Genomic DNA, 24,541 nt, shown 5'->3' with positions numbered 1-24,541 from the left:
TCCAAGCCCCCCAAAAGCGTCGTGTGCCGGTCCCCGGTCGGGACCACCCCTCCCGGCCTTGCCGCACACCGCGCTGTCGCTTCTGGTCCGGGCCCGCCAGTGGGTTGCGATACGGCGGGCAGCCAGACCCTAAACCTTCGCTCAGTATCTCCGACAGCCCGGGGTACCGCCCCGTCCGAGACGTCACGGTCTCGTGAGGATTGCGCGCGTCGGGCGTTTCGCCGGGGGGTGTCCCGGGTTCCCGCGGCCGCCGGGGTGTCACACCCTGGGCAGGGACTCCACGCCGATGCCGCCCTCGATGGCCAGGATCCTGTGCAGCCGGGTGGCCACCAGCAGGCGCTGCATCTGCGCCGGTACGCCGCGCAGCACCAGGCGCCGGCCGCAGCGGCCGGCCCGCCGGTGGGCCCCCATGATCACCCCGAGTCCGGTGGCGTCCCAGGAGTCCAGCTCTGACAGGTCCAGGACCAGGTCGCCGACTCCGTCGTCGACGGCCGAGTGCAGGACCGTACGGGCGTCCGCCGCGCTGCGGACGTCGAGGCGGCCCCCGACGACCAGCTCGACGTGGTCGCCCCTGATGTGCATATGCGCTCCCCGGCGTGCGTCTCGTGCTCGGCGATGTGGCCCGCGGGCGGTCTCCCGGCCCGCGGGGTGGTCTCTCGGCGATGTCAGGCCGTGCAACCTCTGACTGGCCGAAACGATCGGAGGTTGCCACCTGTAAGCGAACCGATACCGAATTCACCCCGGCGTGTGATGTGGCCCGGGCCGGGGGCGGACTCGGTGCGGACTCAGTGCTTGTAGAAGCCCTGCCCGCTCTTGCGCCCGATGTCACCGGCGTCCACCATCCGGCGCATCAGCTCCGGCGGGGCGAACTTCTCGTCCTGCGACTCGGTGTAGATGTTGCTCGTGGCGTGCAGCAGGATGTCCACGCCCGTCAGGTCGGCCGTGGCCAGCGGTCCCATGGCATGGCCGAAGCCCAGCTTGCAGGCGAGGTCGATGTCCTCGGCGGTGGCGACGCCCGACTCGTACAGCTTCGCGGCCTCGACGACGAGGGCGGAGATGAGGCGGGTGGTGACGAAGCCGGCGACGTCCCGGTTGACGACGATGCAGGTCTTGCCGGTGGACTCGGCGAACTCCCGGGCGGTGGCGAGCGTTTCGTCGCTGGTCTTGTAGCCGCGCACCAGCTCGCACAGCTGCATCATCGGGACCGGCGAGAAGAAGTGCGTGCCGACGACCCGTTCGGGCCGCTCCGTCACGGCCGCGATCTTGGTGATCGGGATGGCGGAGGTGTTGGACGCGAGGATCGCGTCCTCCTTCACCAGCTTGTCGAGCGCGCGGAAGATCTCGTGCTTGACTTCCAGCTTCTCGAAGACGGCCTCGACGACGACGTCCGCGTCGGCGGCGGCGTCCAGATCGGTGGTCGCGGTGATGCGGGCGAGGGCGCCCGCGGCGTCGTCCGCGGCCAGCCTGCCCTTGGCGACGAACTTGTCGTACGAGGCCTTGATGCCGTCGGTCCCCCGCCGGAGCGCCTCGTCGGTCACGTCGCGCAGGACGACGTCCCAGCCCGCCTGCGCGGAGACCTGGGCGATGCCGGACCCCATGAGTCCGGCTCCGATGACGGCGAGCTTCCGTGCCACTGTGCGACTCCCCTGATACAGGCCGTTTGTGTCCTCTCGGCCGGAGATTAGCGGGCGGGGGCCGCTGTGTGACCGGTTAGTAACGCGCGTCACGTCTCAAATGACGGACGTCACACCGGGGGCTGTCATTCGGGTGTCATTCCGCGCCCCGGACGGCGTAGTTGAGCACTCTGTCGCTCAACAGCTCCTCCATCTCGTCCAGCAGCACGAGGACGTCCCGGGACACCGCGGCCGGTTTCCCGCCCGCCGTCATCCGGCGGCCGATCGTCGTCATCACGGTGCCGTGCAGCCAGCTGATCTGACCCGACATCAGCGCGGGGACCGGGTCGTCGTCCGGGGCGCCGGTCTCCTCGCGCAGGGTGCGCTCCAGGTTCTCCTGCACCTCCTGGGCGATCGCCCAGAGCCGGGAACGCAGCGAGGGCGAGGCGTCGATGACCGCCATGAAGCGCGCGTATCCGTCCATGAGGCCGACCCGCGGCGAGACCGACTCGACCTCCTCGCGCAGTTCCCGCAGCACGGCCCGCGCCGCCGACTCCCCGTCGTGCCGCCCGCGCACCCAGCGGGAGAGCCGGTCGACCACGCCCTTGGAGCGGTCGAGGAAGAGGTCCTCCTTGGCCGGGAAGTAGTTGTAGACGGTGTTGACGGAGACGTCCGCGGCCGCCGCGACCTCCGCCACCGTCACGGCCTCGAAGCCGCGTTCCAGGAACAGTCCCGTGGCGACATCCGAGATGTACTGCCGGGTCTGCCGCTTCTTCCGTTCCCTGAGTCCCTCGGCCATGCCCGCATCCTAACTTCGCTGGGGCCGCCCAAAACTTGGGGTCATTGCAAAATTGCAGCGGCTCTGTTTTTCTGGGCGCATGGCAATCATCAGTACCGCCGGGCTGGCCCGTACCTTCGCGACGAGACAGGGCCCGGTCGAGGCCGTGCGCGGCATCGACCTGACCGTCCGCGAGGGCGAGATCCTCGGCTTCCTGGGCCCCAACGGCGCCGGCAAGACCACGACGCTGCGGATGCTCACGACCCTGCTCGCCCCCACCGGGGGCGCGGCCACCGTCGCGGGCCACGACCTGGTGACCGACCCGGCCGGAGTGCGCCGGGCCTGCGGGTACGTCGCCCAGTCGGGCGGCGTGGACCCGCAGATCACCGTGCGGGAGGAGCTGGTCACCCAGGGCCGCCTGTACCGCCTGCCGAGGGCACGGGCGGCCGGGCGCGCCGAGGAGCTGGCCCGCGACCTGGACCTGGACGGGCTGCTCGACCGCAGGTGCGGCGCGCTGTCCGGGGGCCAGCGGCGCCGGCTGGACATCGCGATGGCGCTCACCCACCGCCCCCGGGTGCTCTTCCTCGACGAGCCGACCACCGGTCTGGATCCGGGCAGCCGCGCCGACCTGTGGGACCTGGTGCGCCGGCTGCGCGACGAGCACGGCACCACGGTCTTCCTGACCACGCACTACCTCGACGAGGCCGACGCGCTCTCCGACCGGCTGGTCGTCGTCGACCGGGGCGTGGTGGCCGCCGAGGGCACCCCGGCGGCCCTGAAGCTGCGCCACGGCGGCTCGCTCGACGCCTCGCTCCAGGACACCTTCCTCGCCATCACCGGCCGCGGCGCCTCACCCGCGGACGCCGCCCCCGTTGCCGTTTAGACCTCCGACGACCCGAGGACCTCCTCCAATGCTGCTCCACGACACCGGCCTCGTCTACGGCCGCTATCTGCGCCAGTCGCTGCGCTCCCGCTTCGCGCTGCTCTTCGGCGTCCTGATGCCGCTGCTGTACCTGCTCTTCTTCGGCCCGCTGCTGACCGGCCTGCCGCTCGGCGGGCGGGGCAGCTCCTGGCAGATGCTCGTGCCCGGCCTGCTGCTGCAACTCGGGCTGTTCGGCGCCTCCTTCGCGGGCTTCTCGGTCATCATCGAGAACAGCCTGGGCGTGGTCGAGCGGATGCGCGTCACCCCCGTCAGCCGCCTGGCGCTGCTGCTGGGCCGGGTGCTGCGGGACGCCACGGTGTTCGCGTTCCAGGCGGTGCTGCTGGTCCTGGCGGCGGTGGCGATGGGCCTGCGCGCGCCCCTGCCCGGCATACTGATCGGCTTCGCGTTCGTCGCCCTGCTCACGGTCTCGCTGGCCTCGCTGTCGTACGCGCTGGCGATGAAGGTGCGTACGCCGCAGGAGTTCGGGCCCACCGTCAACGCGCTGACGATGCCCTCGATGCTGCTGTCCGGCCTGATGCTGCCGATGACGCTGGGGCCGGGGTGGCTGGACGTGCTGTCGCACCTGATGCCGTTCCGCTATCTGGTGGACGCGGTACGGGACGCCTACGTCGGCAGCTACACGACGGCGCACATGCTGTACGGCGTCCTCGTCGCCGTCGCCCTCACCGCGCTGACCGTGACGGTGGGCACACGCGTCTTCCGGACCGCCGGAGCCTAACTACGCTGGCCCCATGGTCAACCTGACGCGCATCTACACCCGGACCGGCGACCAGGGCACCACCGCCCTCGGTGACATGAGCCGGGTCCCCAAGACCGACCTGCGGATCTCCGCGTACGCCGACAGCAACGAGGCGAACGCGGTGATCGGCACGGCGATCGCCCTCGGCGGCCTGCCCGAGGAGGTCGTGAAGGTCCTCGTCCGCGTCCAGAACGACCTGTTCGACGTGGGCGCGGACCTGTCGACGCCGGTGACGGAGAACCCGGAGTACCCGCCGCTGCGGGTCGAGCAGTTCTACGTCGACAAGCTGGAGGCGGACTGCGACCGGTTCCTGGCCGAGCTGGAGAAGCTGCGCTCCTTCATCCTCCCCGGCGGCACGCCCGGCGCGGCCCTGCTGCACCAGGCGTGCACGGTGGTCCGGCGGGCCGAGCGCTCGACCTGGGCGGCGCTGGAGGTCCACGGCGAGACGATGAACCCGCTCACCGCCACCTACCTGAACCGCCTGTCGGACCTGCTGTTCATCCTGGCCCGCACCGCCAACACGGAGGTCGGCGACGTGCTGTGGGTGCCGGGCGGGGATCGCTAGGCGGGACCGGCGCGGCCCGGCGCCGGTCCCGGCGCACGGGTCAGCGTCGCGCGCTCTCCCCCGGCCGCCCGGCCGCGCCCTCCGGCGTCCCGGCCGGGGCCTTCTTCGGCCAGATCGCGTAGGTCAGCGCGATCAGGCCGTGGATGCCGACGATCCTGGTCACCACCCACTGGAAGTCCCGCAGGGACGACACGTCGCCCTCGTCGCCGACGTACCAGACCGCGCCCTGGAGGAGCGCCCACGCCACGGCCGCGCCCAGCACGGTGCGCAGCCACAGCCGGCCCTCGTGCACGGCCCGGGCCCTGCCGTGGCGCGGGGGCTTCACCGGCGGCGGGCCCCCGCCCAGGCGGTGGGCGGCGTGACCGTCGAGCCAGCGGATCGTGTAGTGGCCGTACGCGACGGTGTAGCCGATGTACAGCGCCGCCAGGCCGTGCTCCCAGCCCGGTTCGGCGCCGTTCCTCAGGTCGATCGCCGTCACGGCGAACAGCACCAGTTCCAGGAGCGGCTCGCACAGCAGCAGGACCACACCGGTGCGACGCCACTTCAGCAGGTAGCGGGCGGCCAGTCCGAGGACCAGCAGGACCCAGAAGCCGACCTCGCAGGCGATGATCAACGCGACGACCACGACGTACTCCCTTCGTTCACCCTCCAAGGCTCCCGTGGGAATCCGCCGCGTTCGTCGTCGCCGGTGACGAACCCGCGGTACATCGAAGGATGCAGTACCGGACCCTTCCCGGGGACCAGGCATGCGGGGCGCCGGCCGTGTTGGATGGTGGGATGGCCGTACGACTCCCCCGACCGCGCCGCTTCGACGTGTACGCCGCGGTGTCCGGTCTGCTCGGCGGCCTGCTGCTGTGGGGCATCGGCCTGGGCGTCCGGCCGGCCGACGAGCCGATCGTGCTGTTCGACGGCCGCTGGCCGCTGCTGGTCCCGCTCTTCGTCACCGCGGGCTGCGAGCTGCTGCGCCGGGCCGCGCCGCGCACCGGCCTGCTCATCGGCACGGCCGCGCTGATCGCGGACACGCTGACGCGGGGCAGCCTGGTCACGGTGATCATGTACACCGACCTGATGTACGCCGCCGTGCTCTACGGTCCGCCCGCCTCGGCCCGCCGCATTCCGTGGATCACCGGGCTGCTCACGGTGGCGGGCACGGTCGTGCCGTTCGCCCTGTGGCGGGTGCCCGAGGCGCTGCTGATCGGGGTGGCCGTCGGGATCGTGTCGTTCGCGCCCGCGTCCACCGGCCTGATCGTGCGCAACCACCGCGAGGCCGCCGACGCGGCCCGGCTGCGCGCCGAGCAGACCGCGCTGCTGGCCGAGATGGACCGCGTGCAGGCGGTGACCGCGGAACGGTCCCGCATGGCGCGCGAGTTGCACGACATGGTCGCCAACCACCTCTCCGCGATCGCCATCCACTCCACGGCCGCCCTCTCCCTGGACGACGCGGCGACCACCCGGAAGGCCCTGGGCGTGATCCGGGAGAACAGCGTCGAGGGGCTGGCCGAGATGCGGCGGCTGATCGGCATCCTGCGGGACACCGGCCAGGACACCGGGCCGGCCGCCGCGCCCACCCTCGACGGCCTCGGCGCCCTGGTCGACGGCGCCCGCGCCAACGGCCTCGACGTCACCCTGGAGGCGGCGCCCGGCGAGGGAGTCCCCGCGCCGGTGGAGCTGGCCGCGTACCGCATCGTGCAGGAGTCGCTGACGAACGCGCTGAAGCACGCCCCCGAGGGCCCGGTCGCCGTGGCCGTCGTGCGCGACGGGGGCCGCCTGCACGTCCGGGTCACCAGCCCGTACGGTGACCGGGACGCGCCCCGCGCCCCCGGCTCCGGCACCGGTCTGGTCGGCATGCGGGAGCGGGCCGCCCTGTTGCACGGCACGTTCGACGCCGGGCCCGAACCGGCTCCCGGAGCGACGGTCTGGGCCGTCCGCGCCACCCTGCCCCTGACCGAAGGAGACCTCGCATGATCCGCGTCCTCGTCGCCGAGGACCAGTCCGCCGTCCGCGCGGGGCTGGTGCTGATCCTGGGCAGTGCCCCGGACATCGAGGTGGTCGGCGAGGCGGCGGACGGCGAGCAGGCGGTGGCGCTGGCCCGGGAGCTGCGTCCCGACCTGGTCCTGATGGACGTGCAGATGCCGCGCCTGGACGGGGTGTCGGCGACCCGGCGGGTGGTCGGCGAGAAGCTGGCCGACGTGCTCGTGCTGACCACGTTCGACCTCGACGAGTACGTGTTCGGGGCGCTCAGGGCGGGTGCCGCCGGGTTCCTGCTGAAGAACACGGAGGCGACGGACCTGATCACCGCCGTGCGCACGGTGGCGGGCGGCGAGGGGATCGTCGCGCCGGCCGTCACCCGGCGCCTGATCGCCGAGTTCGCGGCGCGGCCGGTCCGGGAGGTCACCGCCGAGCCGGCCGTCCTCGAGAGCCTGACCCGGCGGGAGCGCCAGGTGCTGTCGTGTCTCGGCGAGGGACTGTCCAACGCCGCGATCGCCGGGCGCCTGGACATGGCCGAGGCCACGGTGAAGACGCACGTCAGCCGCCTGCTGGGGAAGCTGGAGCTGCGCAGCCGGGTGCAAGCGGCCGTGCTGGCTCAGGAGTTGGGGATCTAGCCGGCTTCGCGAGCAGTGGTCCAGACCTATTGACCTCTGGTCCAGACCTTTCTATTCTCGCGGCACTGCGGGCATGAGGCTCAGTCATGCCCACAACAACATCCCCACCAAAGGAGGCGCAGCATGCGCTTCAGACACAGAGCCGCGGCCCTGGCCGCGACCCTGGCCCTCCCCTTCGCCGGACTGGTCGGGCTCGCGAGCCCCGCCCAGGCGGCCACGAGTGCCACGGCCACCTTCGCCAAGACCTCGGACTGGGGCACGGGCTTCGGCGGCAGCTGGACGGTGAAGAACACCGGCACCACCACCATCAACTCCTGGACGGTCGAGTGGGACTTCCCCTCGGGCACCAAGGTCGGCTCGGCCTGGGACGCCACCGTCACCAACTCGGGCGACCACTGGACCGCCAAGAACGTCGGCTGGAACGGCACCCTCGCCCCCGGGGCGTCCGTCTCGTTCGGCTTCAACGGCACCGGCTCCGGCTCCCCGTCCGGCTGCAAGCTCAACGGCGGAAGCTGCGACGGCACCTCCGTCCCCGGTGACGCGGCCCCCTCCGCGCCGGGCACCCCGACCGCCTCCGGCATCACCGACACCTCGGTGAAGCTGACCTGGCCGGCGGCGACCGACGACAAGGGCGTCAAGAACTACGACGTCCTTCGGGACGGCGCCAAGGTCGCCACCGTGACCGGCACCACGTACACGGACACCGGCCTCACCAAGGGCACCGACTACTCCTACACCGTCCAGGCCCGCGACACCGCCGACCAGACCGGTCCGGCCAGCGGCGCCGTCAAGGTCCGCACCACCGGCGGCGACGGCGGCAACCCGGGCGGCGGCGACAAGGTCAAGCTCGGCTACTTCACCAACTGGGGCGTCTACGGGCGCAACTACCACGTGAAGAACCTGGTTACCTCCGGCTCCGCCGAGAAGATCACGCACATCAACTACGCCTTCGGCAACGTCCAGGGCGGCAAGTGCACCATCGGCGACGCCTACGCCGACTACGACAAGGCGTACACCGCCGACCAGTCCGTCGACGGCGTCGCCGACACCTGGGACCAGCCGCTGCGCGGCAACTTCAACCAGCTGCGCAAGCTGAAGGCCAAGTACCCGCACATCAAGGTCATCTGGTCCTTCGGCGGCTGGACCTGGTCCGGCGGCTTCCCCGACGCGGTCAAGAACCCGGCCGCCTTCGCGAAGTCCTGCCACGACCTGGTCGAGGACCCGCGCTGGGCCGACGTCTTCGACGGCATCGACCTGGACTGGGAGTACCCGAACGCCTGCGGCCTCAGCTGCGACACGACCAGCACCAAGAACGCCTTCAGCTCCATGATGAAGGCGATGCGCACCGAGTTCGGCAACGACCTGGTCACCGCGGCCGTCACCGCCGACGCCTCGTCCGGCGGCAAGATCGAGGCCGCCGACTACGGCCCGGCCGCGCAGTACATCAACTGGTACAACGTGATGACGTACGACTTCTTCGGCGCCTGGGAGAAGAACGGTCCGACCGCTCCCCACTCGCCGCTGACCTCGTACGCCGGCATCCCGCAGCAGGGCTTCAACTCCGCCGACGCGATCGCGAAGTTCAAGGCGGCGGGCGTGCCGGCCACCAAGCTGCTGCTCGGCATCGGCTTCTACGGCCGCGGCTGGACCGGCGTCACGCAGGCGGCCCCCGGCGGCACCGCGACCGGCCCGGCGGCCGGTACGTACGAGGTGGGCATCGAGGACTACAAGGTCCTCCGGAACAGCTGCCCCGCCACCGGCACCGTCGCCGGCACCGCGTACGCGCACTGCGGCACCAACTGGTGGTCCTACGACACCCCGGCGACCGTCAAGTCCAAGATGGACTGGGCCAAGAGCCAGGGTCTGGGCGGCTCCTTCTTCTGGGAGTTCAGCGGCGACACCGCCAACGGCGAGCTGGTCAGCGCCATCGACAGCGGCCTGAAGTAACCACCGCGGAACACCGACGACGCTCCCCCCGGACCGGGTCCGGGGGGAGCGTCATGTGCGACAGCGGGTGAACGCGGCTAGGCCACGTTCACCCGCTGTCCCGGTGGGGCCGCCTCGAGCCACGCGAGGAATCCGGTCAGGGCGTCCTCGCTCATCGCGAGTTCGAGCCGGGCGCCCCGGTGCAGACAGGCGAGGACGACGGCGTCGGAGAGCAGCGCCAGCTCCTCCTCCCCGTCCGGGAGACGGCGGCCGGCCACCTCGATCGCGGAACGCTCCAGGACCCGGCGCGGGCGGGGGGAGTACGAGAAGACGCGGTACCACTCGACCCGGTCGCCGTTGTAACGGGCCACACCGTAGGCCCAGCCCTTGCCGCCGCTGTCGCCCTCCTCGGGCGCGTCCCAGCGCAGGGAGCAGTCGAAGGTGCCGCCCGAACGCTGGATCAGCCTGCGGCGCAGACCGAAGACGAACAGTCCCACCACCATCAGGGCGACGACCATTCCGCACACGGTCAGAGCGAGGACCATCGGCACCGACCTCCTCGTCTCCTAGGTAACGGAACGGAAAAATCACCCTGATCTGCCTCAGCCGCGGCCGGGTCCGGATCGCTCCGGTCCCAGCCGCGGCTGAGTCACGTCATAGCACAGCGCCGTGGGTCAGCGCCCCGCCGCCGCGCGCAGTCGGACGTCCGCGCGGCGCTCGGCGTGGGCGTCGCCCTCCGCCTTCGCGCGCCCGAGTTCCCGCTCAGCGCGCTGGACGTCGATCTCGTCCGACAGCTCGGCGATCTCGGCCAGCAGCGACAGCTTGTTGTCGGCGAACGAGATGAAACCGCCGTGCACCGCGGCGACGACCGTCCCACCATCACTCGTACGGATGGTCACCGGGCCCGACTCCAGCACACCGAGCAGCGGCTGGTGACCGGGCATGACGCCGATGTCGCCGGACGTGGTGCGCGCGACGACCAGGGTGGCCTCGCCGGACCAGACCTCTCGGTCGGCCGCGACCAGCGCGACGTGCAGCTCAGCAGCCAAGGTGGCTCCTCGGGTCACCACCCGGCCGGAGAGCCGGGTGTTGGTTACAAGTCTAAGGGGCGTGCCGGAGGGGGCGGGACGTGCCCGCTCCCTCCGGTGTGAGCCCTGCGGCTCACGGTGAGCGCGAGGCTCAGGAGACGCCGAGCTCCTTGGCGTTGTTCTTCAGGTCCTCGATGCCACCGCACATGAAGAACGCCTGCTCCGGGAAGTGGTCGTACTCGCCGTCGCAGATCGCGTTGAAGGCCGCGATCGACTCGTCCAGCGGGACGTCCGACCCGTCGACGCCGGTGAACTGCTTGGCGACGTGGGTGTTCTGGGACAGGAAGCGCTCCACGCGACGGGCACGGTGGACGACGAGCTTGTCCTCCTCGCCGAGCTCGTCGATACCGAGGATCGCGATGATGTCCTGCAGGTCCTTGTACTTCTGCAGGATGTTCTTCACGCGCATCGCGGCCTGGTAGTGGTCCGCCGCGATGTACCGCGGGTCGAGGATGCGGGACGTCGAGTCCAGCGGGTCCACGGCCGGGTAGATGCCCTTCTCGGAGATCGGACGGGAGAGAACCGTCGTCGCGTCGAGGTGGGCGAAGGTGGTGGCCGGGGCCGGGTCGGTCAGGTCGTCCGCGGGGACGTAGATCGCCTGCATCGAGGTGATCGAGTGACCACGGGTCGAGGTGATGCGCTCCTGGAGGAGACCCATCTCGTCGGCCAGGTTCGGCTGGTAGCCCACCGCGGAGGGCATGCGGCCGAGCAGGGTCGACACCTCGGAACCCGCCTGGGTGAAGCGGAAGATGTTGTCGATGAAGAACAGCACGTCCTGCTTCTGGACGTCGCGGAAGTACTCGGCCATGGTCAGGCCGGCCAGCGCGACGCGCAGACGGGTGCCCGGCGGCTCGTCCATCTGACCGAAGACCAGCGCGGTCTTGTCGATGACGCCGGACTCGCTCATCTCGTCGATGAGGTCGTTGCCCTCACGGGTGCGCTCACCGACACCGGCGAACACGGAGACACCGTCGTGGTTGTTGGCGACGCGGTAGATCATCTCCTGGATGAGCACCGTCTTGCCGACGCCGGCGCCGCCGAACAGACCGATCTTGCCGCCCTTGACGTACGGGGTCAGCAGGTCGATGACCTTGACGCCGGTCTCGAACATCTCGGTCTTCGACTCGAGCTCGTCGAAGTTGGGCGCCTTGCGGTGGATCGGCCACCGCTCACCGGTGTAGGTCTCGTCGACGTTCAGCACCTCGCCGAGGGTGTTGAACACCTTGCCCTTGGTGAAGTCGCCGACGGGGACGGAGATGGCCGTGCCCGTGTCGGTCACCGGGGCCTGGCGGACCAGACCGTCGGTGGGCTGCATCGAGATGGTGCGGACCAGGCCGTCACCCAGGTGCTGGGCGACCTCCAGGGTCAGCGTCTTCAGCTCGCCGGCGTTGGCCGGGTCGGCGACCTCGACGTGCAGCGCGTTGTAGATCTCCGGCATGGCGTCGACGGGGAACTCCACGTCGACGACCGGGCCGATGACCCGCGCGACGCGGCCGGTGGCCACGCCCGACGCAGCGGTCGGCTCAACAGTGGTGGTCATTAGTTGTCACTCCCCGCGGTCGCGTCGGCCAGTGCGCTCGCGCCACCGACGATCTCGCTGATTTCCTGGGTGATTTCGGCCTGGCGGGCCGCGTTGGCAAGACGGGAGAGCGTGTTGATCAGCTCGCCCGCGTTGTCGGTGGCCGACTTCATCGCGCGCCGTGTGGCGGCGTGCTTGGAAGCGGCCGACTGCAGCAGCGCGTTGTAGATGCGGCTCTCGACGTAGCGCGGCAGCAGGGCGTCGAGGACGTCCTCCGCCGACGGCTCGAAGTCGTACAGCGGGAGGATCTCGTCCTTCGCCGCCGACTCCTGCGCGACCTCTTCGAGGCGCAGCGGAAGCAGCCTGGAGTCGACCGCCGTCTGCGTCATCATCGAGACGAACTCGGTGTAGACGATGTGGAGCTCGTCCACGCCGCCCTCGGCCGTCGCCGTCTCGATAACCTCGATCAGCGGCGCCGCGACCTTCTTGGCGTCCGCGTACGTCGGCTCGTCGGTGAAGCCCGTGAACGACTCCGCGACCTTGCGCTCGCGGAAGTTGTAGTGGGCGAGACCGCGCCGGCCGACGATGTACGTGTCGACCTGCTTGCCGTCGCGCTCGAGGCGCTCGGTCAGCTGCTCCGCCGCCTTGATGGCGTTGGAGTTGAAGGCGCCGGCCAGACCGCGGTCGCTCGTGAGGAGCAGGACCGCGGCACGGGTCGGGTTGTCCGCCTCCGTGGTCAGCGGGTGCTTCGTGTTCGACCCGGTACCGACCGCCGTGACCGCGCGGGTCAGTTCCTGCGCGTACGGCGTGGAGGCCGCCACCTTGCGCTGCGCCTTGACGACGCGCGAGGCGGCGATCATCTCCATCGCCTTGGTGATCTTCTTGGTCGCGGTGACGGATCGGATGCGACGCTTGTAGACCCGGAGCTGGGCTCCCATGAGTCAGGTCCCTTCCTTACGTCACTTGGCGGTGGACGGGGCGTCCTCGCCGAGCAGCTTGCCGTCCGAGGTCTCGAACTGCTTCTTGAACGCCGCGATCGCCTCGGCGATGGCCTGCAGGGTGTCGTCGGACATCTTGCCGCCCTCGCGGATGGAGGTCATGAGGCCCTGCTCCTGACGGTGCAGGTACTCCAGCAGCTCCTTCTCGAAGCGGCGGATGTCGGCGACGGGCACCTCGTCCATCTTGCCGGTGGTGCCGGCCCAGACGGAGACGACCTGGTCCTCGGTGGACATCGGCTGGTACTGGTCCTGCTTCAGCAGCTCGACCATGCGCTGACCGCGCTCCAGCTGCGACTTCGACGCGGCGTCCAGGTCGGAGCCGAAGGCGGCGAACGCCTCGAGCTCACGGAACTGGGCCAGGTCCACGCGCAGTCGGCCGGAGACCTGCTTCATGGCCTTGTGCTGGGCGGAGCCACCGACGCGGGAGACCGAGATACCGACGTTCAGGGCCGGACGCTGGCCGGCGTTGAACAGGTCGGACTCCAGGAAGCACTGGCCGTCGGTGATGGAGATGACGTTGGTCGGGATGAACGCCGAGACGTCGTTGGCCTTGGTCTCGACGATCGGCAGACCGGTCATCGAGCCGGCACCCTCCGCGTCGGAGAGCTTGGCGCAGCGCTCCAGCAGACGGGAGTGCAGGTAGAAGACGTCACCCGGGTAGGCCTCGCGGCCCGGCGGGCGGCGCAGCAGCAGCGACACGGCGCGGTAGGCGTCGGCCTGCTTCGACAGGTCGTCGAAGATGATCAGGACGTGCTTGCCCTCGTACATCCACTGCTGGCCGATGGCCGAGCCGGTGTACGGCGCCAGGTACTTGAAGCCGGCCGGGTCGGACGCCGGGGCGGCCACGATGGTCGTGTACTCCAGCGCGCCGTTCTCCTCCAGCGCGCGGCGGACCGACGCGATGGTGGAGCCCTTCTGGCCGATGGCGACGTAGATGCAGCGGACCTGCTTGTTCGGGTCGCCGGTGCGCCAGTTGTCGCGCTGGTTGATGATCGTGTCGACGGCCAGGGCGGTCTTGCCGGTCTGGCGGTCGCCGATGATCAGCTGACGCTGACCGCGGCCGATCGGGGTCATCGCGTCGACGGCCTTGTAGCCGGTCTCCATCGGCTCGTGCACCGACTTGCGCTGCATGACCGTGGGGGCCTGCAGCTCGAGGGCGCGGCGGCCGGACGTCTCGATCTCGCCGAGGCCGTCGATCGGGTTGCCGAGCGGGTCGACGACGCGGCCGAGGTAGCCCTCGCCCACGGCGACCGACAGGACCTCGCCGGTGCGGGTGACCGGCTGGCCCTCCTCGATGCCGCTGAACTCACCGAGGACGACGCAACCGATCTCGCGCTCCTCGAGGTTGAGGGCGAGGCCGAGGGTGCCGTCCTCGAACTTCAGCAGTTCGTTGGCCATGGCCGAGGGAAGACCCTCGACCTTCGCGATGCCGTCGCCGGCAAGGGTGACCGTACCGACCTCCTCGCGCGAGGCCGCGTCCGGCTTGTACGACTGGACGAAGTTCTCCAGTGCGTCCCGGATCTCCTCCGGCCGGATCGTGAGCTCCGCCATCTGAGTTCCCTGCTCTCCTTGTTGGGCCCGAAGTTTCACTTGGGGGGTATTCCACGAGTCGGGACTCCCCCCAATGAGAGGTGAATCCTCTGCACGGCCCAACCAGGGCCGTCGTAAGTACGTACTGCTTGTTGTGCTGTGCCGGCGGCCGTGCACGGCCGCCGTGGTCGCTAGCTCGCCAGCCGGCGGCCGGCGTCCTCCAGACGGTCCGCGATGGAGCCGTTGATGACCTCGTCACCGACCTGCACCCGGATCCCGCCGAGGACCTCGGGGTCCACGTCGAGGTTGAGGTGCATCGATCGGCCGTAGACCTTCGCGAGGGCGGCGCCGAGGCGCTGCTTCTGCGTGTCGCTCAGCGGCACCGCCGAGGTGACGACGGCGACCATCCGGTCCCGCCGGTCGGCGGCGAGCTTGGACAGGGACTCGAGTCCCGACTCCAGGCTACGTCCCCGCGGCACGGTCACGAGACGCGTGACCAGACGCTCGGTGGTCCGCTCCGCCCGGCCGCCGAGCAGGCTGCTCAGCAGCTCGCTCTTGGCCGCGGTGGTGGCCGACTTGTTGGTCAGCGCGGCGCGCAGCTCGGTGTTCGAGGAGATGATCCGGCCGAACCGGAACAGCTCGTCCTCGACGTCGTCGAGCCGGCCCCGCTTCTGCGCGGCGGTGAGGTCGGCGGTGCTCGCCAGCTCCTCCAGCGCGTCCACCAGGTCGCGGGACTGCGACCAGCGGGAGCGCACCATGCCGGACACCAGGTCGGCGGCGGGGCCGCTGATCTGGGTGCCCAGGAGACGCTGGGCGAGCTCGGCCTTGGCCTCGCCGGCCTGCGCCGGGTCGGTGAGGACCCGACGCAGCGACACCTCGCGGTGGAGCAGCGCGGTGACGGCGGCCAGCTCGTCGGCGAGCGACCCGGCGTCCACGGACGTGGAGTCCGTCAGCGCGTCGAGACGCTCACGCGCGGCGGCCAGGGCCTCGCGGCTCGCTCCGTGCATCCCACTCATCGGGTTGCCTCTGCCGTCGTCGCCTTGTCGTCCAGCTCGTCCAGGAAGCGGTCGATGACGCGGCTCTGGCGGGCGTGGTCCTCGAGGGACTCGCCGACGAGCTTGCCGGCCAGCTCGGTGGCCAGCTTGCCGACGTCCTGGCGCAGCGCGGACGCGGCGGCCTTGCGGTCGGCCTGGATCTGGGCGTGACCGGCGGCGATGATCTCCTCACGCTGCCGCTGGCCTTCCGCGCGCATCTCGGCGATGAGCGTGGCGCCCTGCTCCTGCGCCTCCTGGCGCAGGCGCGCGGCCTCGTGCCGGGCCTCGGCGAGCTGGGCCTTGTACTGCTCAAGGACGCTCTGGGCCTCGGTCTGCGCGGCCTCGGCCTTCTCGATACCGCCCTCGATGGCCTCGCGACGCTCTTCCAGAACCTTGTTGATGTTCGGGAGGAGCTTCTTGGCGAGGAAGCCGAAGACGATGACGAAGGCGATCAGGCCGATGACGAGCTCGGGGATCGGCGGGACGAGGGGATTCTCCATCTCCTCGGCCGCGATCTGGAGCATCGGGCTCATGGGTTTGCCTTTCGTCTAGTCGGCTGGTCTGGGATCAGCGATCAGTAGCCGTAGACGAACGGCATGACCAGACCGATCAGGGCGAGCGCCTCACAGAAGGCGAAGCCCAGAATCTGGTTGGCGCGGATCAGGCCGGCCGCCTCGGGCTGACGGGCCAGGGCCTGGGTGCCGTTGCCGAAGATGATGCCGACGCCGACGCCGGGGCCGATGGCAGCGAGGCCGTAACCGATGGAACCGAGGGAACCTTCGACGGCAGCAAGGGTCTGGGACATGCCAGTTCTTCCTTTTCTTTACGGACCGGTGGGGGTTGGCCACCGGACGACTAGTGAGGTCTTAGGCGCGCTTGCTCAGTGGTGCTCGGCCATGGCGCCCTGGATGTAGGTGCACGTCAGAAGGACGAACACGTACGCCTGCAGAGCCTGGATGAAGAGCTCGAAGGCGGTCATCACCACGGTCATGATGAACGAGACGCCCGCGTAGGCGATGCCGACGCCGTTCAGCAGGTACCAGCTGGCGATCGTGAAGAGCAGCAGCAGGGTGTGGCCCGCGAACATGTTGGCGAAGAGTCGCACCGCGTGCGTGAACGGCCGGATCAGGATGTTCGAGAAGAACTCGATCAGCATGGCCAGCGGCAGCACCGGGCCGAGCGACTTGTCGTAGCCGGTGACGTTCTTGAAGAAGCCGACGAATCCCTGGCGCTTGAAGGTGAGCGTGATCCAGGTGACGTAGACGATCGCGGCGAGCACGGCCGGGTAGGCGATGATCGAGGTGACCGGGAACTGGGCGACCGGGATGATCGACCAGAGGTTCATCATCCAGACGAAGAAGAAGAGCGAGACGACGAGCGGGACGTACTTCTCGCCTTCCTTCTTGCCGATGGTCTCGTACACGACCCCGCGCCGGATGAAGTCGTAACCCGCCTCGGCGACCATCTGGAGCTTGCCGGGGACGACCTTCGGCTTACGGAAGGCCGCCCAGAAGAACCCGACGATGACGATCGAACCGAGCAGCGCCAGCAGCATCGGCTTGTTGAAGTACAAGTTGCTGTCGTGGTCGCCCCACAGGGGCTCGAACAGGAACGAGTGCAGGCCGGGAGAAGGGAAGCCACAGCCGTCAAAGATGTGGCAGTCGGTCTCGAAGGCGAGCACCTGCGTCGGGTCAGCACTCACCGCGGGCTCCTTCATCGTGGCGCATGGGTACGGCAACCTCGTTGTGTCGGCGCGACGCGGGGCCGCGGTTCGGCACGGGACTGGTGTTTCGGATGTGGGGGCGGCTGTGGGGCATCTCGCCTCGCGAATCGACAGGCGTCAGCTGGGATGCCCGTGCCCGCGATGCCGCAGTTGGCACCGGACGATAGCAGGACTTCACATGCCTCTTTATCCCGGCCCTACCCCTCACGACGAGTGGCCCGTCTTTTCGGGCTTTTTGCCCGACGGCTCGGGTTCGACGTAGAGAATCTTGGACTTCATGTGGGCGCGCGTCTGGGCGGCGATCCACGCGAGGGTGCCGGCGACCAGAGTGAGCGCGAAGGCCCGGGGGTTGAACAGCGTCGTGTTCTTGAACGCGGCGACGAAGACGAACAGCAGAAGAATCTGTGCCGCGTAGAGCATCAGGCCCATCGCCTGGAAGAGGTGCGGAAGCGATTTGGCGGTGCGCTGCAGGATGTAGAGGCCGAGCCCCATGAAGAGAATCACCACGAGCGTTCCCACCACGGCTCCGACCGCCCCCTTGCCGCCGGCGACCACGGCGCTGACGACGGCGGCTACCGCGCCGACGGCAGCCGTGGGCACGGCAGCCTGAAGCAAGATCCGGACGTCATTGGACGGCATGGCGGCAACTCCGCATTTCACAGGGGGCAGTGTGTCGTCATGGACGAGCGTAGTCCCGGGCCGAACGGAGTCCTGACGGCCAAGAGACCGTCGCACTACGGTCCTTAGGCTCTACCCGGGGGTTCTCGTGAACCGTATCACAAACTATTTGATGAGGTCTTTACCTGTGGGTGTGCTTACTGTCACACATGAGAGTGACAGTGCGCGTTTGTGCAATTACCGCACCGACTTGTCTGGTATTGCGGAGATTTGCTCCCCCACGAGTTGGCAATGCTCTAGTCAGATTCTTACCTTGTGCCCGAGCGGGGTCCCACGGCCGTCGCGCCGTTGACGCCCGAGACGCCGACGGCGACCGGGACGAGTTCCTCCGCCTCTTCCGCGGCGGCCGGCGCCTCGGCGGCCGTCCTCCGGCGGCGCCGGTAGCGCGGCGGCACGAAGCGCTCGGCCCAGCGCGGGGCGCGCGGGGTGAAGCGCGGCAGCAGGAGCAGGACCAGGCCGACCGCGCTGAGGAAGACGACGCCCAGCACGATCCACATCGACGCCGAGTTGACGGAGTAGGCCAGCGTGCCGAAGGCGATCAGCGCCGACCAGAAGTACATGATCAGCACCGCGCGGCTGTGGGAGTGCCCGACCTCCAGCAGCCGGTGGTGCAGGTGCCCCCGGTCCGCGGCGAACGGCGACTGGCCGCGCCAGGTGCGCCGCACGATCGCGAGGATCAGGTCGGCGGCCGGGATCGCGATGATGGTCAGCGGCATCACCAGCGGGATGTAGACCGGCACCATCTGGTGCACCGTGCTGCGCTCGGACCCGCCGAACAGGCTGTCCGGGTCCACCTGTCCCGTGATGGAGATCGCGCCCGCCGCGAGCACCAGGCCGATCAGCATCGAGCCCGAGTCGCCCATGAAGATCCGCGCGGGGTGCATGTTGTGCGGCAGGAAGCCCAGGCACATGCCCATCAGGATGGCCGCGAACAGCGTCGCGGGAGCGGCGGCCTCGATGCCGTAGGAGTACCAGATGCGGTAGGCGTACATGAAGAACGCGGCCGCCGCGATGCACACCATGCCGGAGGCGAGCCCGTCGAGGCCGTCCACGAAGTTGACCGCGTTGATGGTGATGACCACCAGCGCGACGGTGAGCAACGTGCCCTGCCACTGGGTCAGGGCCACCGTGCCCACGCCCGGCACCGGGATCCACAGGATGGTCAGACCCTGCACCACCATCACACCGGCGGCGATCATCTGGCCGCCCAGCTTGATCAGGGCGTCGATCTCGAACTTGTCGTCCAGGACGCCGATCAGCCAGATCAGGGCGGCGCCGGAGAGCAGGGCCCGCGGTTCGTTGGACTTCTCGAAGACCTCGGTGAGGTTCGTGAGGTGGTCGGCGACCAGCAGGCCGGCGCACAGCCCGAAGAACATCGCGATCCCGCCGAGCCGCGGCGTGGGTTCCCGGTGGACGTCGCGCGCCCGGATCTCCGGCATCGCTCCGGCCACGATCGCGAACTTGCGTACCGGCCCTGTCAGCAGATACGTCACCGCGGCCGTGACGCAGAGCGTCAGCAGGTATTCACGCACGGGCTTCCCCACAGGTCTCGCTGGCATTCCCAGCCCCACACCCTAGCGATGCGCGCATATGTGTGAGGACTTCCGGGTAACGACGATGGTTGCACGAGCGGCTGTGCACAGGTGCGCGCCTACCCCGCCTCAGCCCGGATAGGGAGGGAATCCGGTGGTCAGGGCCTCTACGTCCCCCCGCGCCGCGACGGGGTCGGTGGTGCCCCGCAGCACGCCGGTGAGCAGTGTGGCCACCGTCTCCATCTCCCGCTCCCCCATGCCCTGCGTGGTCAGCGCCGCCGTGCCCAGGCGCAGGCCCCGGACGTCCGCGTGCGGCAGCGCGCAGCAGTCCAGCACGATCCCGGCCGCCGCCAGCCGCCCCCGCGCCGCTCGGCCGTCGACGCCGAGCGGGGCCGGGTCGACGGTGAGCAGGTGGGTGTCGGTGCCGCCGGTGGTGACGACGAAGCCCTCCGCGGCCAGGTGGGCGGCGAGGGCGCGGGCGTTGGCGACGACCTGGTGGGCGTAGGCGGCGAAGGCCGGGGTGGCCGCCTCGCCGAAGGCGACGGCCTTCGCGGCGACGGCATGCATCTGCGCGCCGCCCTGCGTGAACGGGAAGACGGCCCGGTCGACCCGCTCGGCCAGTTCGCTCCCGCAGAGGATCATGCCGCCGCGCGGGCCGCGCAGCACCTTGTGCGTGGTGGCGCAGACGATGTCGGCGTACGGCACCGGGCTGGGCGCCGCTCCCCCGGCCACCAGGCCGATCGGATGCGCTGCGTCCGCGATCAGATAGGCGCCGACCTCGTCGGCGACGTCGCGGAAGAAGGCGTGGTCGATGTGGCGGGGGTAGGCGATCGAGCCGCACACGATCGCCTTGGGCCGGTGCGTGCGGGCCAGGGTGCGCACCTGGTCGTGGTCGACGAGCCCGGTCTCCGCGTCGACGCCGTAGCCGACGAAGTCGAACCAGCGGCCGGAGAAGTTCAGGGGCGAGCCGTGCGTGAGGTGGCCGCCGTACGGCAGGCCGAGCGCGAGGACGGTGTCGCCGGGGCGCAGCAGCGCGGCGTAGGCGGCGAGCACGGCCGAGGAGCCGGAGTGGGGCTGCACGTTGGCGTGGTCGGCGCCGAACAGGTCCCGGGCCCGGTCGACCGCGAGCCGCTCGGCCACGTCGACGATCTCGCACCCGCCGTGGTGCCGGGCGCCGGGGTAGCCCTCGGCGTACTTGTTGGCGAGCGGCGAGCCGAGGGCGGCCAGGACGGCGGGGGACGTGAAGTTCTCGGCGGCGATGAGCTGGAGCGTCGTCGACTGCCGGCGGCGTTCGGCGAGCAGGATCTCGGCCAGTTCGGGGTCCTGCCGCGGCAGCACGCCGAGCATGCCGTCATCGGCCTCGAGGATGTCGCGGGTGACCGACATGGTGCGCTCCGGGCGTGCGTCGACGGTGACGTACGACCAATGTAGGCCCGGAATGCCGGGAACGCCCGAGTTTTCCCGAGGCGGTCACCCGGGAGGGCTCACACGGGCCCCACAGCCGGGCCGGCCGCCCCGCAGGGCGCCGTCCCCTCCCCCGTGCGGGTCCGGCGCTCACGTGCGGGCGGCGACGCCGGTCAGCGCCGTGACCACCGGGTCCAGCGCCTGGTGTATCTCGTCCCCGATCGACCGGAAGAACGGCAGCGGCGCCCCGTACGGGTCGTAGACCTCGTCCGCCTCCGCCGTCGGCGCGAGGAGCCATCCGCGTAGAGCCGCCGCCGCGCGCACCAGCGCCCGCGCACGCGCGACCACGCCCTCGTCCAGGGACGGCAGGGTCGCGGGGTCGATGGCGTTCACCAGCCGGGTGAACTCCTTGAGCGTGAAGGTGCGCAGTCCCGCCGAGTGCCCCATGGAGATGACCTGCGCCCGGTGGTCCCGGGTGGCCGTCAGCACCAGGTCGGCGCGGATGACGTGCTCGTCGAGCAGCTCGCGTCCGGTGAAGCCCGCGGCGTCCGCGCCGAACTCGGCCAGGACGGTCTCCGCGTTCGCCTCCATGGGCGCGCCCTCGTGGCCCCAGGTGCCCGCGCTCTCCACGATGAGGCCGCCGCCCAGGACGCCCAGCCGCTCCGTCACGAAATGCCGGGTCAGCCGCTCGGTGATCGGCGAGCGGCAGACGTTGCCGGTGCTGACGTGGAGGATGCGGAAGCTGTCGCGCGGGAAGCCGAAGGTCGTCGTCACCTCCGCGGCGCGTTCCCCGATGCCTATGCCACGCCCCGTCCCAGGGGCCGTCAATTCGCCACCTCGAGGTCGGGTACCACCTTGCGCAGCTCCTCCGCCGACAGCGCGCCCGCGCGCAGCAGCACCGGCACCTCGCGGGTGACGTCGACGATGGACGAGGGGACGTTGCCGGGGGTGGGGCCGCCGTCGAGGTAGACGGAGACGGAGTCGCCGAGCATCTGCTGGGCGGCGTCGCAGTCCTCCGGCGCCGGGTGGCCGGTCAGGTTGGCCGACGAGACGGCCATGGGGCCGAACTCGGTGAGCAGCTCGATCGCGACCGGGTGCAGCGGCATCCGCACGGCGACCGTGCCGCGGGTCTCGCCGAGGTCCCACTGGAGGGACGGCTGGTGCTTGGCGACGAGGGTCAGGGCGCCCGGCCAGAAGGCGTCGACCAGCTCCCAGGCCTTCTCGGAGAAGTCGGTGACCAGGCCGTGCAGGGTGTTCGGCGAGCCGATCAGGACGGGGCTGGGCATGTTGCGGCCCCGGCCCTTGGCCTCCAGCAGGTCACCGACGGCCTCCGACGAGAACGCGTCGGCGCCGATGCCGTACACCGTGTCCGTGGGCAGCACCACGAGCTCGCCACGGCGGACGGCGGACGCGGCCTCACGCAGACCGGTCACACGGTCGGTCGCGTCGTTGGTGTCGTATCGCCGAGCCATTTAGCGGGCCTCCTCGTACACGTACTGCGGGGTCGAAGTCATCGGGCTGTTCACGGCATCGCCTTGCGGGCGGTCGCGAAGCGGGGGCGGTTGTTGAGGTCGGGGTGGTCGGCCGCGTCGGCCCAGCCCCGCTCCTCGGTGAAGATCCACGGCACCTGGCCGCCCTGGGTGTCGGCGTGCTCCACGACGACGACCCCGCCGGGGCGCAGCAGGCGGTGCGCGGTGCGTTCCAGGCCGCGGATCAGGTCGAGGCCGTCCTCGCCGGAGAACAGGGCCATCTGGGGATCGTGGTCGCGGGCCTCGGGGGCGACGTACTCCCACTCGGTGAGCGGGATGTACGGCGGGTTGGAGACGACCAGGTCGACCTGGCCGTCGAGGTCCGGGAAGGCGGTCAGGGCGTCTCCCTGGCGCAGCTCGACCCTGGACCCCTCCATGTTCTTGCGGGTCCACACCAGGGCGTCCTCGGACAGCTCCACGGCGTGCACGCGCGAGCGCGGCACCTCCTGGGCGAGCGCGAGCGCGATGGCGCCCGAGCCGGTGCACAGGTCGACGATGCACGGTTCGACGACGTCCATGGCGCGCACGGCGTCTATGGCCCAGCCGACGACGGACTCGGTCTCGGGGCGGGGCACGAAGACGCCGGGGCCCACCTGGAGCTCCAGGTAGCGGAAGTAGGCGCGGCCGGTGATGTGCTGGAGCGGCTCGCGGGCCTCGCGGCGGGCGACGACCTCCCAGTACCGGGCGTCGAAGTCCGCGTCCGGCACGGTGTGCAGCTCGCCCCGCTTGACGCCGTGCAGGTACGCGGCGAGCTCCTCCGCGTCGGTGCGCGGCGAGGGCACGCCGGCGTCGGCCAGCCGCTGGGTGGCCTGGGCCACCTCCATGAGCAGCAGGTTCACGCTGGTCCTCCGGGGGAGCTGTGGTCCGGTGCGGGTGGTGCGCGTGGTGCTTACGCGGCGGCGAGCTTGGCCGCCGAATCCGCGTCGACGCAGGCCTGGATCACCGAGTCGAGGTCGCCGTCCAGGACCTGGTCCAGGTTGTACGCCTTGAAGCCGACGCGGTGGTCCGAGATGCGGTTCTCCGGGAAGTTGTACGTGCGGATCTTCTCGGAGCGGTCGACGGTGCGGACCTGGCTGCGGCGGGCGTCCGCGGCCTCCTTCTCCGCCTCCTCCTGTGCCGCCGCGAGCAGCCTGGAGCGCAGGATACGCATCGCCTGCTCCTTGTTCTGCAGCTGGCTCTTCTCGTTCTGGCAGGAGGCGACGACTCCGGTCGGCAGGTGCGTGATGCGCACGGCGGAGTCGGTGGTGTTGACGGACTGGCCGCCGGGGCCGGACGACCGGTAGACGTCGATGCGCAGGTCGTTGGCGTTGATCTCGACGTCGATCTCCTCGGCCTCGGGCGTGACGAGCACGCCGGCCGCGGAGGTGTGGATGCGCCCCTGGGACTCGGTGGCGGGCACGCGCTGCACGCGGTGCACGCCGCCCTCGTACTTCAGCCGGGCCCAGACGCCCTGGCCGGGCTCGGTGGCGCCCTGGCCGCCCTTGGTCTTCACGGCGACCTGGACGTCCTTGTAGCCGCCCAGCTCGGACTCGGTGGAGTCGATGATCTCGGTCTTCCAGCCGACCCGCTCGGCGTAGCGCAGGTACATGCGCAGCAGGTCGCCGGCGAACAGCGCCGACTCGTCGCCGCCCGCGCCGGCCTTGATCTCGAGGATGACGTCCTTGTCGTCGCTGGGGTCGCGCGGGACGAGGAGCAGGCGGAGCTTCTCAGTGAGCTCCTCGCGCTGCTTGTCCAGCTCCTTGACCTCGGCGGCGAAGTCCGGATCGTCGACGGCGAATTCACGTGCGGTCTCGATGTCGTCGCCGGTCTGCTTCCAGGAGCGGTACGTGGCGACGATCGGGGTGAGCTCGGCGTAACGCTTGTTCAGCTTGCGCGCGTTGGCCTGGTCGGAGTGGACCGACGGGTCGGCGAGCTTCTTCTCCAGGTCGGCGTGCTCGGCGACGAGTTCCTCGACGGCCTCGAACATCTTGGGCTCCTGCTACTGCGGTGAAGGGGAAGGCGGGCGACCAAAAACGCCGGTCCCGGCGCCCCCCGTCCGGGGTGCGGCCGTGGACCGGCGATCGGCGGCTCGCTACTTCTTGGAGCCGGCGGCAGCCTTGCCGAAGCGGGCCTCGAAGCGGGCCACGCGGCCACCGGTGTCGAGGATCTTCTGCTTGCCCGTGTAGAACGGGTGGCACTCGGAGCAGACCTCGGCGCGGATGGTGCCGGAGTCGATGGTGCTGCGGGTGGTGAACGACGCGCCACAGGTGCAGCTGACCTGCGTCTCGACGTACTCGGGGTGGATGTCGCGCTTCAAGGTGTCTCCTAGGTTCGGGAGGGCGCCGGGTCGCCGCCGCGGG

Annotated in this window: 27 protein-coding genes; 6 read left to right on the top strand and 21 right to left on the bottom strand. The window is 70.3% G+C overall.

Features of this window, described 5'->3' with window-relative positions; all coding sequences use genetic code 11:
* Positions 1 to 258: 258 nt before the first annotated feature.
* The 3 genes from AC0VYN_RS06405 to AC0VYN_RS06395 form a co-directional block, all read right to left on the bottom strand.
* Positions 259 to 582, bottom strand: coding sequence for an STAS domain-containing protein (locus AC0VYN_RS06405; protein WP_385458258.1), 324 nt, complete (start codon positions 580 to 582; stop codon positions 259 to 261).
* Between the two features lie 203 nt (positions 583 to 785).
* Positions 786 to 1,634 (bottom strand): 3-hydroxyacyl-CoA dehydrogenase family protein, encoded by an 849-nt coding sequence (locus AC0VYN_RS06400; protein ID WP_475535141.1) that lies wholly within the window; start codon positions 1,632 to 1,634, stop codon positions 786 to 788.
* Between the two features lie 136 nt (positions 1,635 to 1,770).
* Complete coding sequence (locus tag AC0VYN_RS06395) at positions 1,771 to 2,412, bottom strand: TetR/AcrR family transcriptional regulator (protein WP_475535140.1); 642 nt, start codon at positions 2,410 to 2,412, stop codon at positions 1,771 to 1,773.
* 79 nt (positions 2,413 to 2,491) lie between these two features.
* On the opposite strand from AC0VYN_RS06395, the gene AC0VYN_RS06390 reads away from it, so the two are divergent.
* From AC0VYN_RS06390 to AC0VYN_RS06380, 3 genes are read left to right on the top strand one after another with little or no spacing between them, the layout of a single operon-like run.
* Entirely contained in the window at positions 2,492 to 3,274 is a 783-nt protein-coding gene (locus AC0VYN_RS06390) for an ABC transporter ATP-binding protein (RefSeq protein WP_475535139.1), read from the top strand.
* Between the two features lie 28 nt (positions 3,275 to 3,302).
* A complete protein-coding gene (locus tag AC0VYN_RS06385) occupies positions 3,303 to 4,052 on the top strand; it encodes an ABC transporter permease (RefSeq protein ID WP_475535138.1) in 750 nt (249 codons plus the stop codon).
* 13 nt (positions 4,053 to 4,065) lie between these two features.
* Positions 4,066 to 4,638 (top strand): cob(I)yrinic acid a,c-diamide adenosyltransferase, encoded by a 573-nt coding sequence (locus AC0VYN_RS06380; RefSeq protein WP_475535137.1) that lies wholly within the window; start codon positions 4,066 to 4,068, stop codon positions 4,636 to 4,638.
* Between the two features lie 40 nt (positions 4,639 to 4,678).
* Here the strand turns inward: AC0VYN_RS06380 and AC0VYN_RS06375 are convergent, their stop codons facing one another.
* A complete protein-coding gene (locus AC0VYN_RS06375) occupies positions 4,679 to 5,263 on the bottom strand; it encodes a hypothetical protein (RefSeq protein ID WP_385458264.1) in 585 nt (194 codons plus the stop codon).
* Between the two features lie 152 nt (positions 5,264 to 5,415).
* Between AC0VYN_RS06375 and AC0VYN_RS06370 the strand changes: the two genes are divergently transcribed.
* The 3 genes from AC0VYN_RS06370 (at position 5,416) to AC0VYN_RS06360 (ending at position 9,188) form a co-directional block, all read left to right on the top strand.
* Positions 5,416 to 6,603, top strand: a complete 1,188-nt coding sequence (locus AC0VYN_RS06370; protein ID WP_475535136.1) for a sensor histidine kinase — start codon at positions 5,416 to 5,418, stop codon at positions 6,601 to 6,603.
* On the top strand, positions 6,600 to 7,241 hold the full coding sequence (locus tag AC0VYN_RS06365; RefSeq protein ID WP_475535135.1) for a response regulator: 642 nt from the start codon (positions 6,600 to 6,602) through the stop codon (positions 7,239 to 7,241). Before AC0VYN_RS06370 ends, AC0VYN_RS06365 begins: the two co-directional genes overlap by 4 nt.
* Positions 7,242 to 7,364: 123 nt before the next feature.
* On the top strand, positions 7,365 to 9,188 hold the full coding sequence (locus tag AC0VYN_RS06360; RefSeq protein WP_475535134.1) for a glycosyl hydrolase family 18 protein: 1,824 nt from the start codon (positions 7,365 to 7,367) through the stop codon (positions 9,186 to 9,188).
* A 77-nt stretch (positions 9,189 to 9,265) separates the two neighbouring features.
* On the opposite strand, the gene AC0VYN_RS06355 is transcribed toward AC0VYN_RS06360, so the two are convergent.
* The 17 genes from AC0VYN_RS06355 to rpmE form a co-directional block, all read right to left on the bottom strand.
* Positions 9,266 to 9,712, bottom strand: coding sequence for a DUF2550 domain-containing protein (locus AC0VYN_RS06355; RefSeq protein ID WP_475535133.1), 447 nt, complete (start codon positions 9,710 to 9,712; stop codon positions 9,266 to 9,268).
* A gap of 129 nt (positions 9,713 to 9,841) precedes the next feature.
* The gene (locus tag AC0VYN_RS06350) at positions 9,842 to 10,216 is read right to left on the bottom strand and encodes a F0F1 ATP synthase subunit epsilon (protein ID WP_475535132.1); all 375 of its coding nucleotides are present in this window, start codon (positions 10,214 to 10,216) and stop codon (positions 9,842 to 9,844) included.
* A gap of 130 nt (positions 10,217 to 10,346) precedes the next feature.
* Complete coding sequence (gene atpD, locus AC0VYN_RS06345; protein WP_475535131.1) at positions 10,347 to 11,795, bottom strand: F0F1 ATP synthase subunit beta; 1,449 nt, start codon at positions 11,793 to 11,795, stop codon at positions 10,347 to 10,349.
* Entirely contained in the window at positions 11,795 to 12,712 is a 918-nt protein-coding gene (locus AC0VYN_RS06340; protein ID WP_475535130.1) for a F0F1 ATP synthase subunit gamma, read from the bottom strand. Before AC0VYN_RS06340 ends, atpD begins: the two co-directional genes overlap by 1 nt.
* A gap of 21 nt (positions 12,713 to 12,733) precedes the next feature.
* Positions 12,734 to 14,323 carry a F0F1 ATP synthase subunit alpha gene (atpA, locus tag AC0VYN_RS06335; protein WP_475535129.1) on the bottom strand — a complete coding sequence of 530 codons (1,590 nt, stop codon included), beginning with the start codon at positions 14,321 to 14,323 and terminating at the stop codon, positions 12,734 to 12,736.
* Between the two features lie 170 nt (positions 14,324 to 14,493).
* Positions 14,494 to 15,309 carry a F0F1 ATP synthase subunit delta gene (locus tag AC0VYN_RS06330; protein ID WP_475536821.1) on the bottom strand — a complete coding sequence of 272 codons (816 nt, stop codon included), beginning with the start codon at positions 15,307 to 15,309 and terminating at the stop codon, positions 14,494 to 14,496.
* 5 nt (positions 15,310 to 15,314) lie between these two features.
* A complete protein-coding gene (locus AC0VYN_RS06325) occupies positions 15,315 to 15,869 on the bottom strand; it encodes a F0F1 ATP synthase subunit B (protein WP_385458272.1) in 555 nt (184 codons plus the stop codon).
* Positions 15,870 to 15,910: 41 nt separating this feature from the next.
* Positions 15,911 to 16,141, bottom strand: coding sequence for an ATP synthase F0 subunit C (atpE, locus tag AC0VYN_RS06320; protein ID WP_009321656.1), 231 nt, complete (start codon positions 16,139 to 16,141; stop codon positions 15,911 to 15,913).
* 75 nt (positions 16,142 to 16,216) lie between these two features.
* The gene (atpB, locus tag AC0VYN_RS06315) at positions 16,217 to 17,053 is read right to left on the bottom strand and encodes a F0F1 ATP synthase subunit A (RefSeq protein WP_003973630.1); all 837 of its coding nucleotides are present in this window, start codon (positions 17,051 to 17,053) and stop codon (positions 16,217 to 16,219) included.
* A gap of 210 nt (positions 17,054 to 17,263) precedes the next feature.
* Positions 17,264 to 17,698, bottom strand: coding sequence for a Cg1360 family ATP-synthase-associated protein (locus AC0VYN_RS06310; RefSeq protein WP_385458273.1), 435 nt, complete (start codon positions 17,696 to 17,698; stop codon positions 17,264 to 17,266).
* A gap of 287 nt (positions 17,699 to 17,985) precedes the next feature.
* Positions 17,986 to 19,269 carry an MraY family glycosyltransferase gene (locus tag AC0VYN_RS06305; protein ID WP_475535128.1) on the bottom strand — a complete coding sequence of 428 codons (1,284 nt, stop codon included), beginning with the start codon at positions 19,267 to 19,269 and terminating at the stop codon, positions 17,986 to 17,988.
* 129 nt (positions 19,270 to 19,398) lie between these two features.
* Positions 19,399 to 20,655: a serine hydroxymethyltransferase gene (locus tag AC0VYN_RS06300; protein ID WP_475535127.1), complete on the bottom strand. Its 1,257-nt coding sequence runs from the start codon at positions 20,653 to 20,655 to the stop codon at positions 19,399 to 19,401.
* Positions 20,656 to 20,823: 168 nt separating this feature from the next.
* Positions 20,824 to 21,501, bottom strand: coding sequence for an arsenate reductase/protein-tyrosine-phosphatase family protein (locus tag AC0VYN_RS06295; protein WP_475535126.1), 678 nt, complete (start codon positions 21,499 to 21,501; stop codon positions 20,824 to 20,826).
* On the bottom strand, positions 21,498 to 22,145 hold the full coding sequence (locus AC0VYN_RS06290) for an L-threonylcarbamoyladenylate synthase (protein WP_385458277.1): 648 nt from the start codon (positions 22,143 to 22,145) through the stop codon (positions 21,498 to 21,500). The genes AC0VYN_RS06295 and AC0VYN_RS06290 overlap by 4 nt, the downstream gene beginning before the upstream one ends.
* Positions 22,146 to 22,195: 50 nt before the next feature.
* Positions 22,196 to 23,041, bottom strand: a complete 846-nt coding sequence (gene prmC, locus AC0VYN_RS06285) for a peptide chain release factor N(5)-glutamine methyltransferase (RefSeq protein WP_385458278.1) — start codon at positions 23,039 to 23,041, stop codon at positions 22,196 to 22,198.
* A 50-nt stretch (positions 23,042 to 23,091) separates the two neighbouring features.
* Entirely contained in the window at positions 23,092 to 24,168 is a 1,077-nt protein-coding gene (gene prfA, locus AC0VYN_RS06280; RefSeq protein ID WP_475535125.1) for a peptide chain release factor 1, read from the bottom strand.
* A 105-nt stretch (positions 24,169 to 24,273) separates the two neighbouring features.
* The gene (gene rpmE / locus AC0VYN_RS06275; protein ID WP_018571447.1) at positions 24,274 to 24,498 is read right to left on the bottom strand and encodes a 50S ribosomal protein L31; all 225 of its coding nucleotides are present in this window, start codon (positions 24,496 to 24,498) and stop codon (positions 24,274 to 24,276) included.
* Positions 24,499 to 24,541 lie beyond the last annotated feature (43 nt).

Source organism: Streptomyces sp. 63XJN7_1_ISO-PGPR-S23-121 (genome assembly GCF_056173025.1).
This window is presented reverse-complemented; position numbering and strand designations above follow the sequence as displayed.

What these genes read in the sequence shown, in the direction of transcription:
- AC0VYN_RS06405 (WP_385458258.1), bottom strand. Translation starts at nt 582, where the DNA reads ATGCACATCAGGGGCGACCACGTCGAGCTGGTCGTCGGGGGCCGCCTC.
- AC0VYN_RS06395 (WP_475535140.1), bottom strand. Translation starts at nt 2,412, where the DNA reads ATGGCCGAGGGACTCAGGGAACGGAAGAAGCGGCAGACCCGGCAGTAC.
- AC0VYN_RS06390 (WP_475535139.1), top strand. Translation starts at nt 2,492, where the DNA reads ATGGCAATCATCAGTACCGCCGGGCTGGCCCGTACCTTCGCGACGAGA.
- AC0VYN_RS06385 (WP_475535138.1), top strand. Translation starts at nt 3,303, where the DNA reads ATGCTGCTCCACGACACCGGCCTCGTCTACGGCCGCTATCTGCGCCAG.
- AC0VYN_RS06380 (WP_475535137.1), top strand. Translation starts at nt 4,066, where the DNA reads ATGGTCAACCTGACGCGCATCTACACCCGGACCGGCGACCAGGGCACC.
- AC0VYN_RS06370 (WP_475535136.1), top strand. Translation starts at nt 5,416, where the DNA reads ATGGCCGTACGACTCCCCCGACCGCGCCGCTTCGACGTGTACGCCGCG.
- AC0VYN_RS06365 (WP_475535135.1), top strand. Translation starts at nt 6,600, where the DNA reads ATGATCCGCGTCCTCGTCGCCGAGGACCAGTCCGCCGTCCGCGCGGGG.
- AC0VYN_RS06360 (WP_475535134.1), top strand. Translation starts at nt 7,365, where the DNA reads ATGCGCTTCAGACACAGAGCCGCGGCCCTGGCCGCGACCCTGGCCCTC.
- AC0VYN_RS06355 (WP_475535133.1), bottom strand. Translation starts at nt 9,712, where the DNA reads ATGGTCCTCGCTCTGACCGTGTGCGGAATGGTCGTCGCCCTGATGGTG.
- atpD (WP_475535131.1), bottom strand. Translation starts at nt 11,795, where the DNA reads ATGACCACCACTGTTGAGCCGACCGCTGCGTCGGGCGTGGCCACCGGC.
- AC0VYN_RS06340 (WP_475535130.1), bottom strand. Translation starts at nt 12,712, where the DNA reads ATGGGAGCCCAGCTCCGGGTCTACAAGCGTCGCATCCGATCCGTCACC.
- atpA (WP_475535129.1), bottom strand. Translation starts at nt 14,323, where the DNA reads ATGGCGGAGCTCACGATCCGGCCGGAGGAGATCCGGGACGCACTGGAG.
- AC0VYN_RS06330 (WP_475536821.1), bottom strand. Translation starts at nt 15,309, where the DNA reads ATGCACGGAGCGAGCCGCGAGGCCCTGGCCGCCGCGCGTGAGCGTCTC.
- AC0VYN_RS06325 (WP_385458272.1), bottom strand. Translation starts at nt 15,869, where the DNA reads ATGAGCCCGATGCTCCAGATCGCGGCCGAGGAGATGGAGAATCCCCTC.
- atpE (WP_009321656.1), bottom strand. Translation starts at nt 16,141, where the DNA reads ATGTCCCAGACCCTTGCTGCCGTCGAAGGTTCCCTCGGTTCCATCGGT.
- atpB (WP_003973630.1), bottom strand. Translation starts at nt 17,053, where the DNA reads ATGAAGGAGCCCGCGGTGAGTGCTGACCCGACGCAGGTGCTCGCCTTC.
- AC0VYN_RS06310 (WP_385458273.1), bottom strand. Translation starts at nt 17,698, where the DNA reads ATGCCGTCCAATGACGTCCGGATCTTGCTTCAGGCTGCCGTGCCCACG.
- AC0VYN_RS06300 (WP_475535127.1), bottom strand. Translation starts at nt 20,655, where the DNA reads ATGTCGGTCACCCGCGACATCCTCGAGGCCGATGACGGCATGCTCGGC.
- AC0VYN_RS06290 (WP_385458277.1), bottom strand. Translation starts at nt 22,145, where the DNA reads ATGGCTCGGCGATACGACACCAACGACGCGACCGACCGTGTGACCGGT.
- prfA (WP_475535125.1), bottom strand. Translation starts at nt 24,168, where the DNA reads ATGTTCGAGGCCGTCGAGGAACTCGTCGCCGAGCACGCCGACCTGGAG.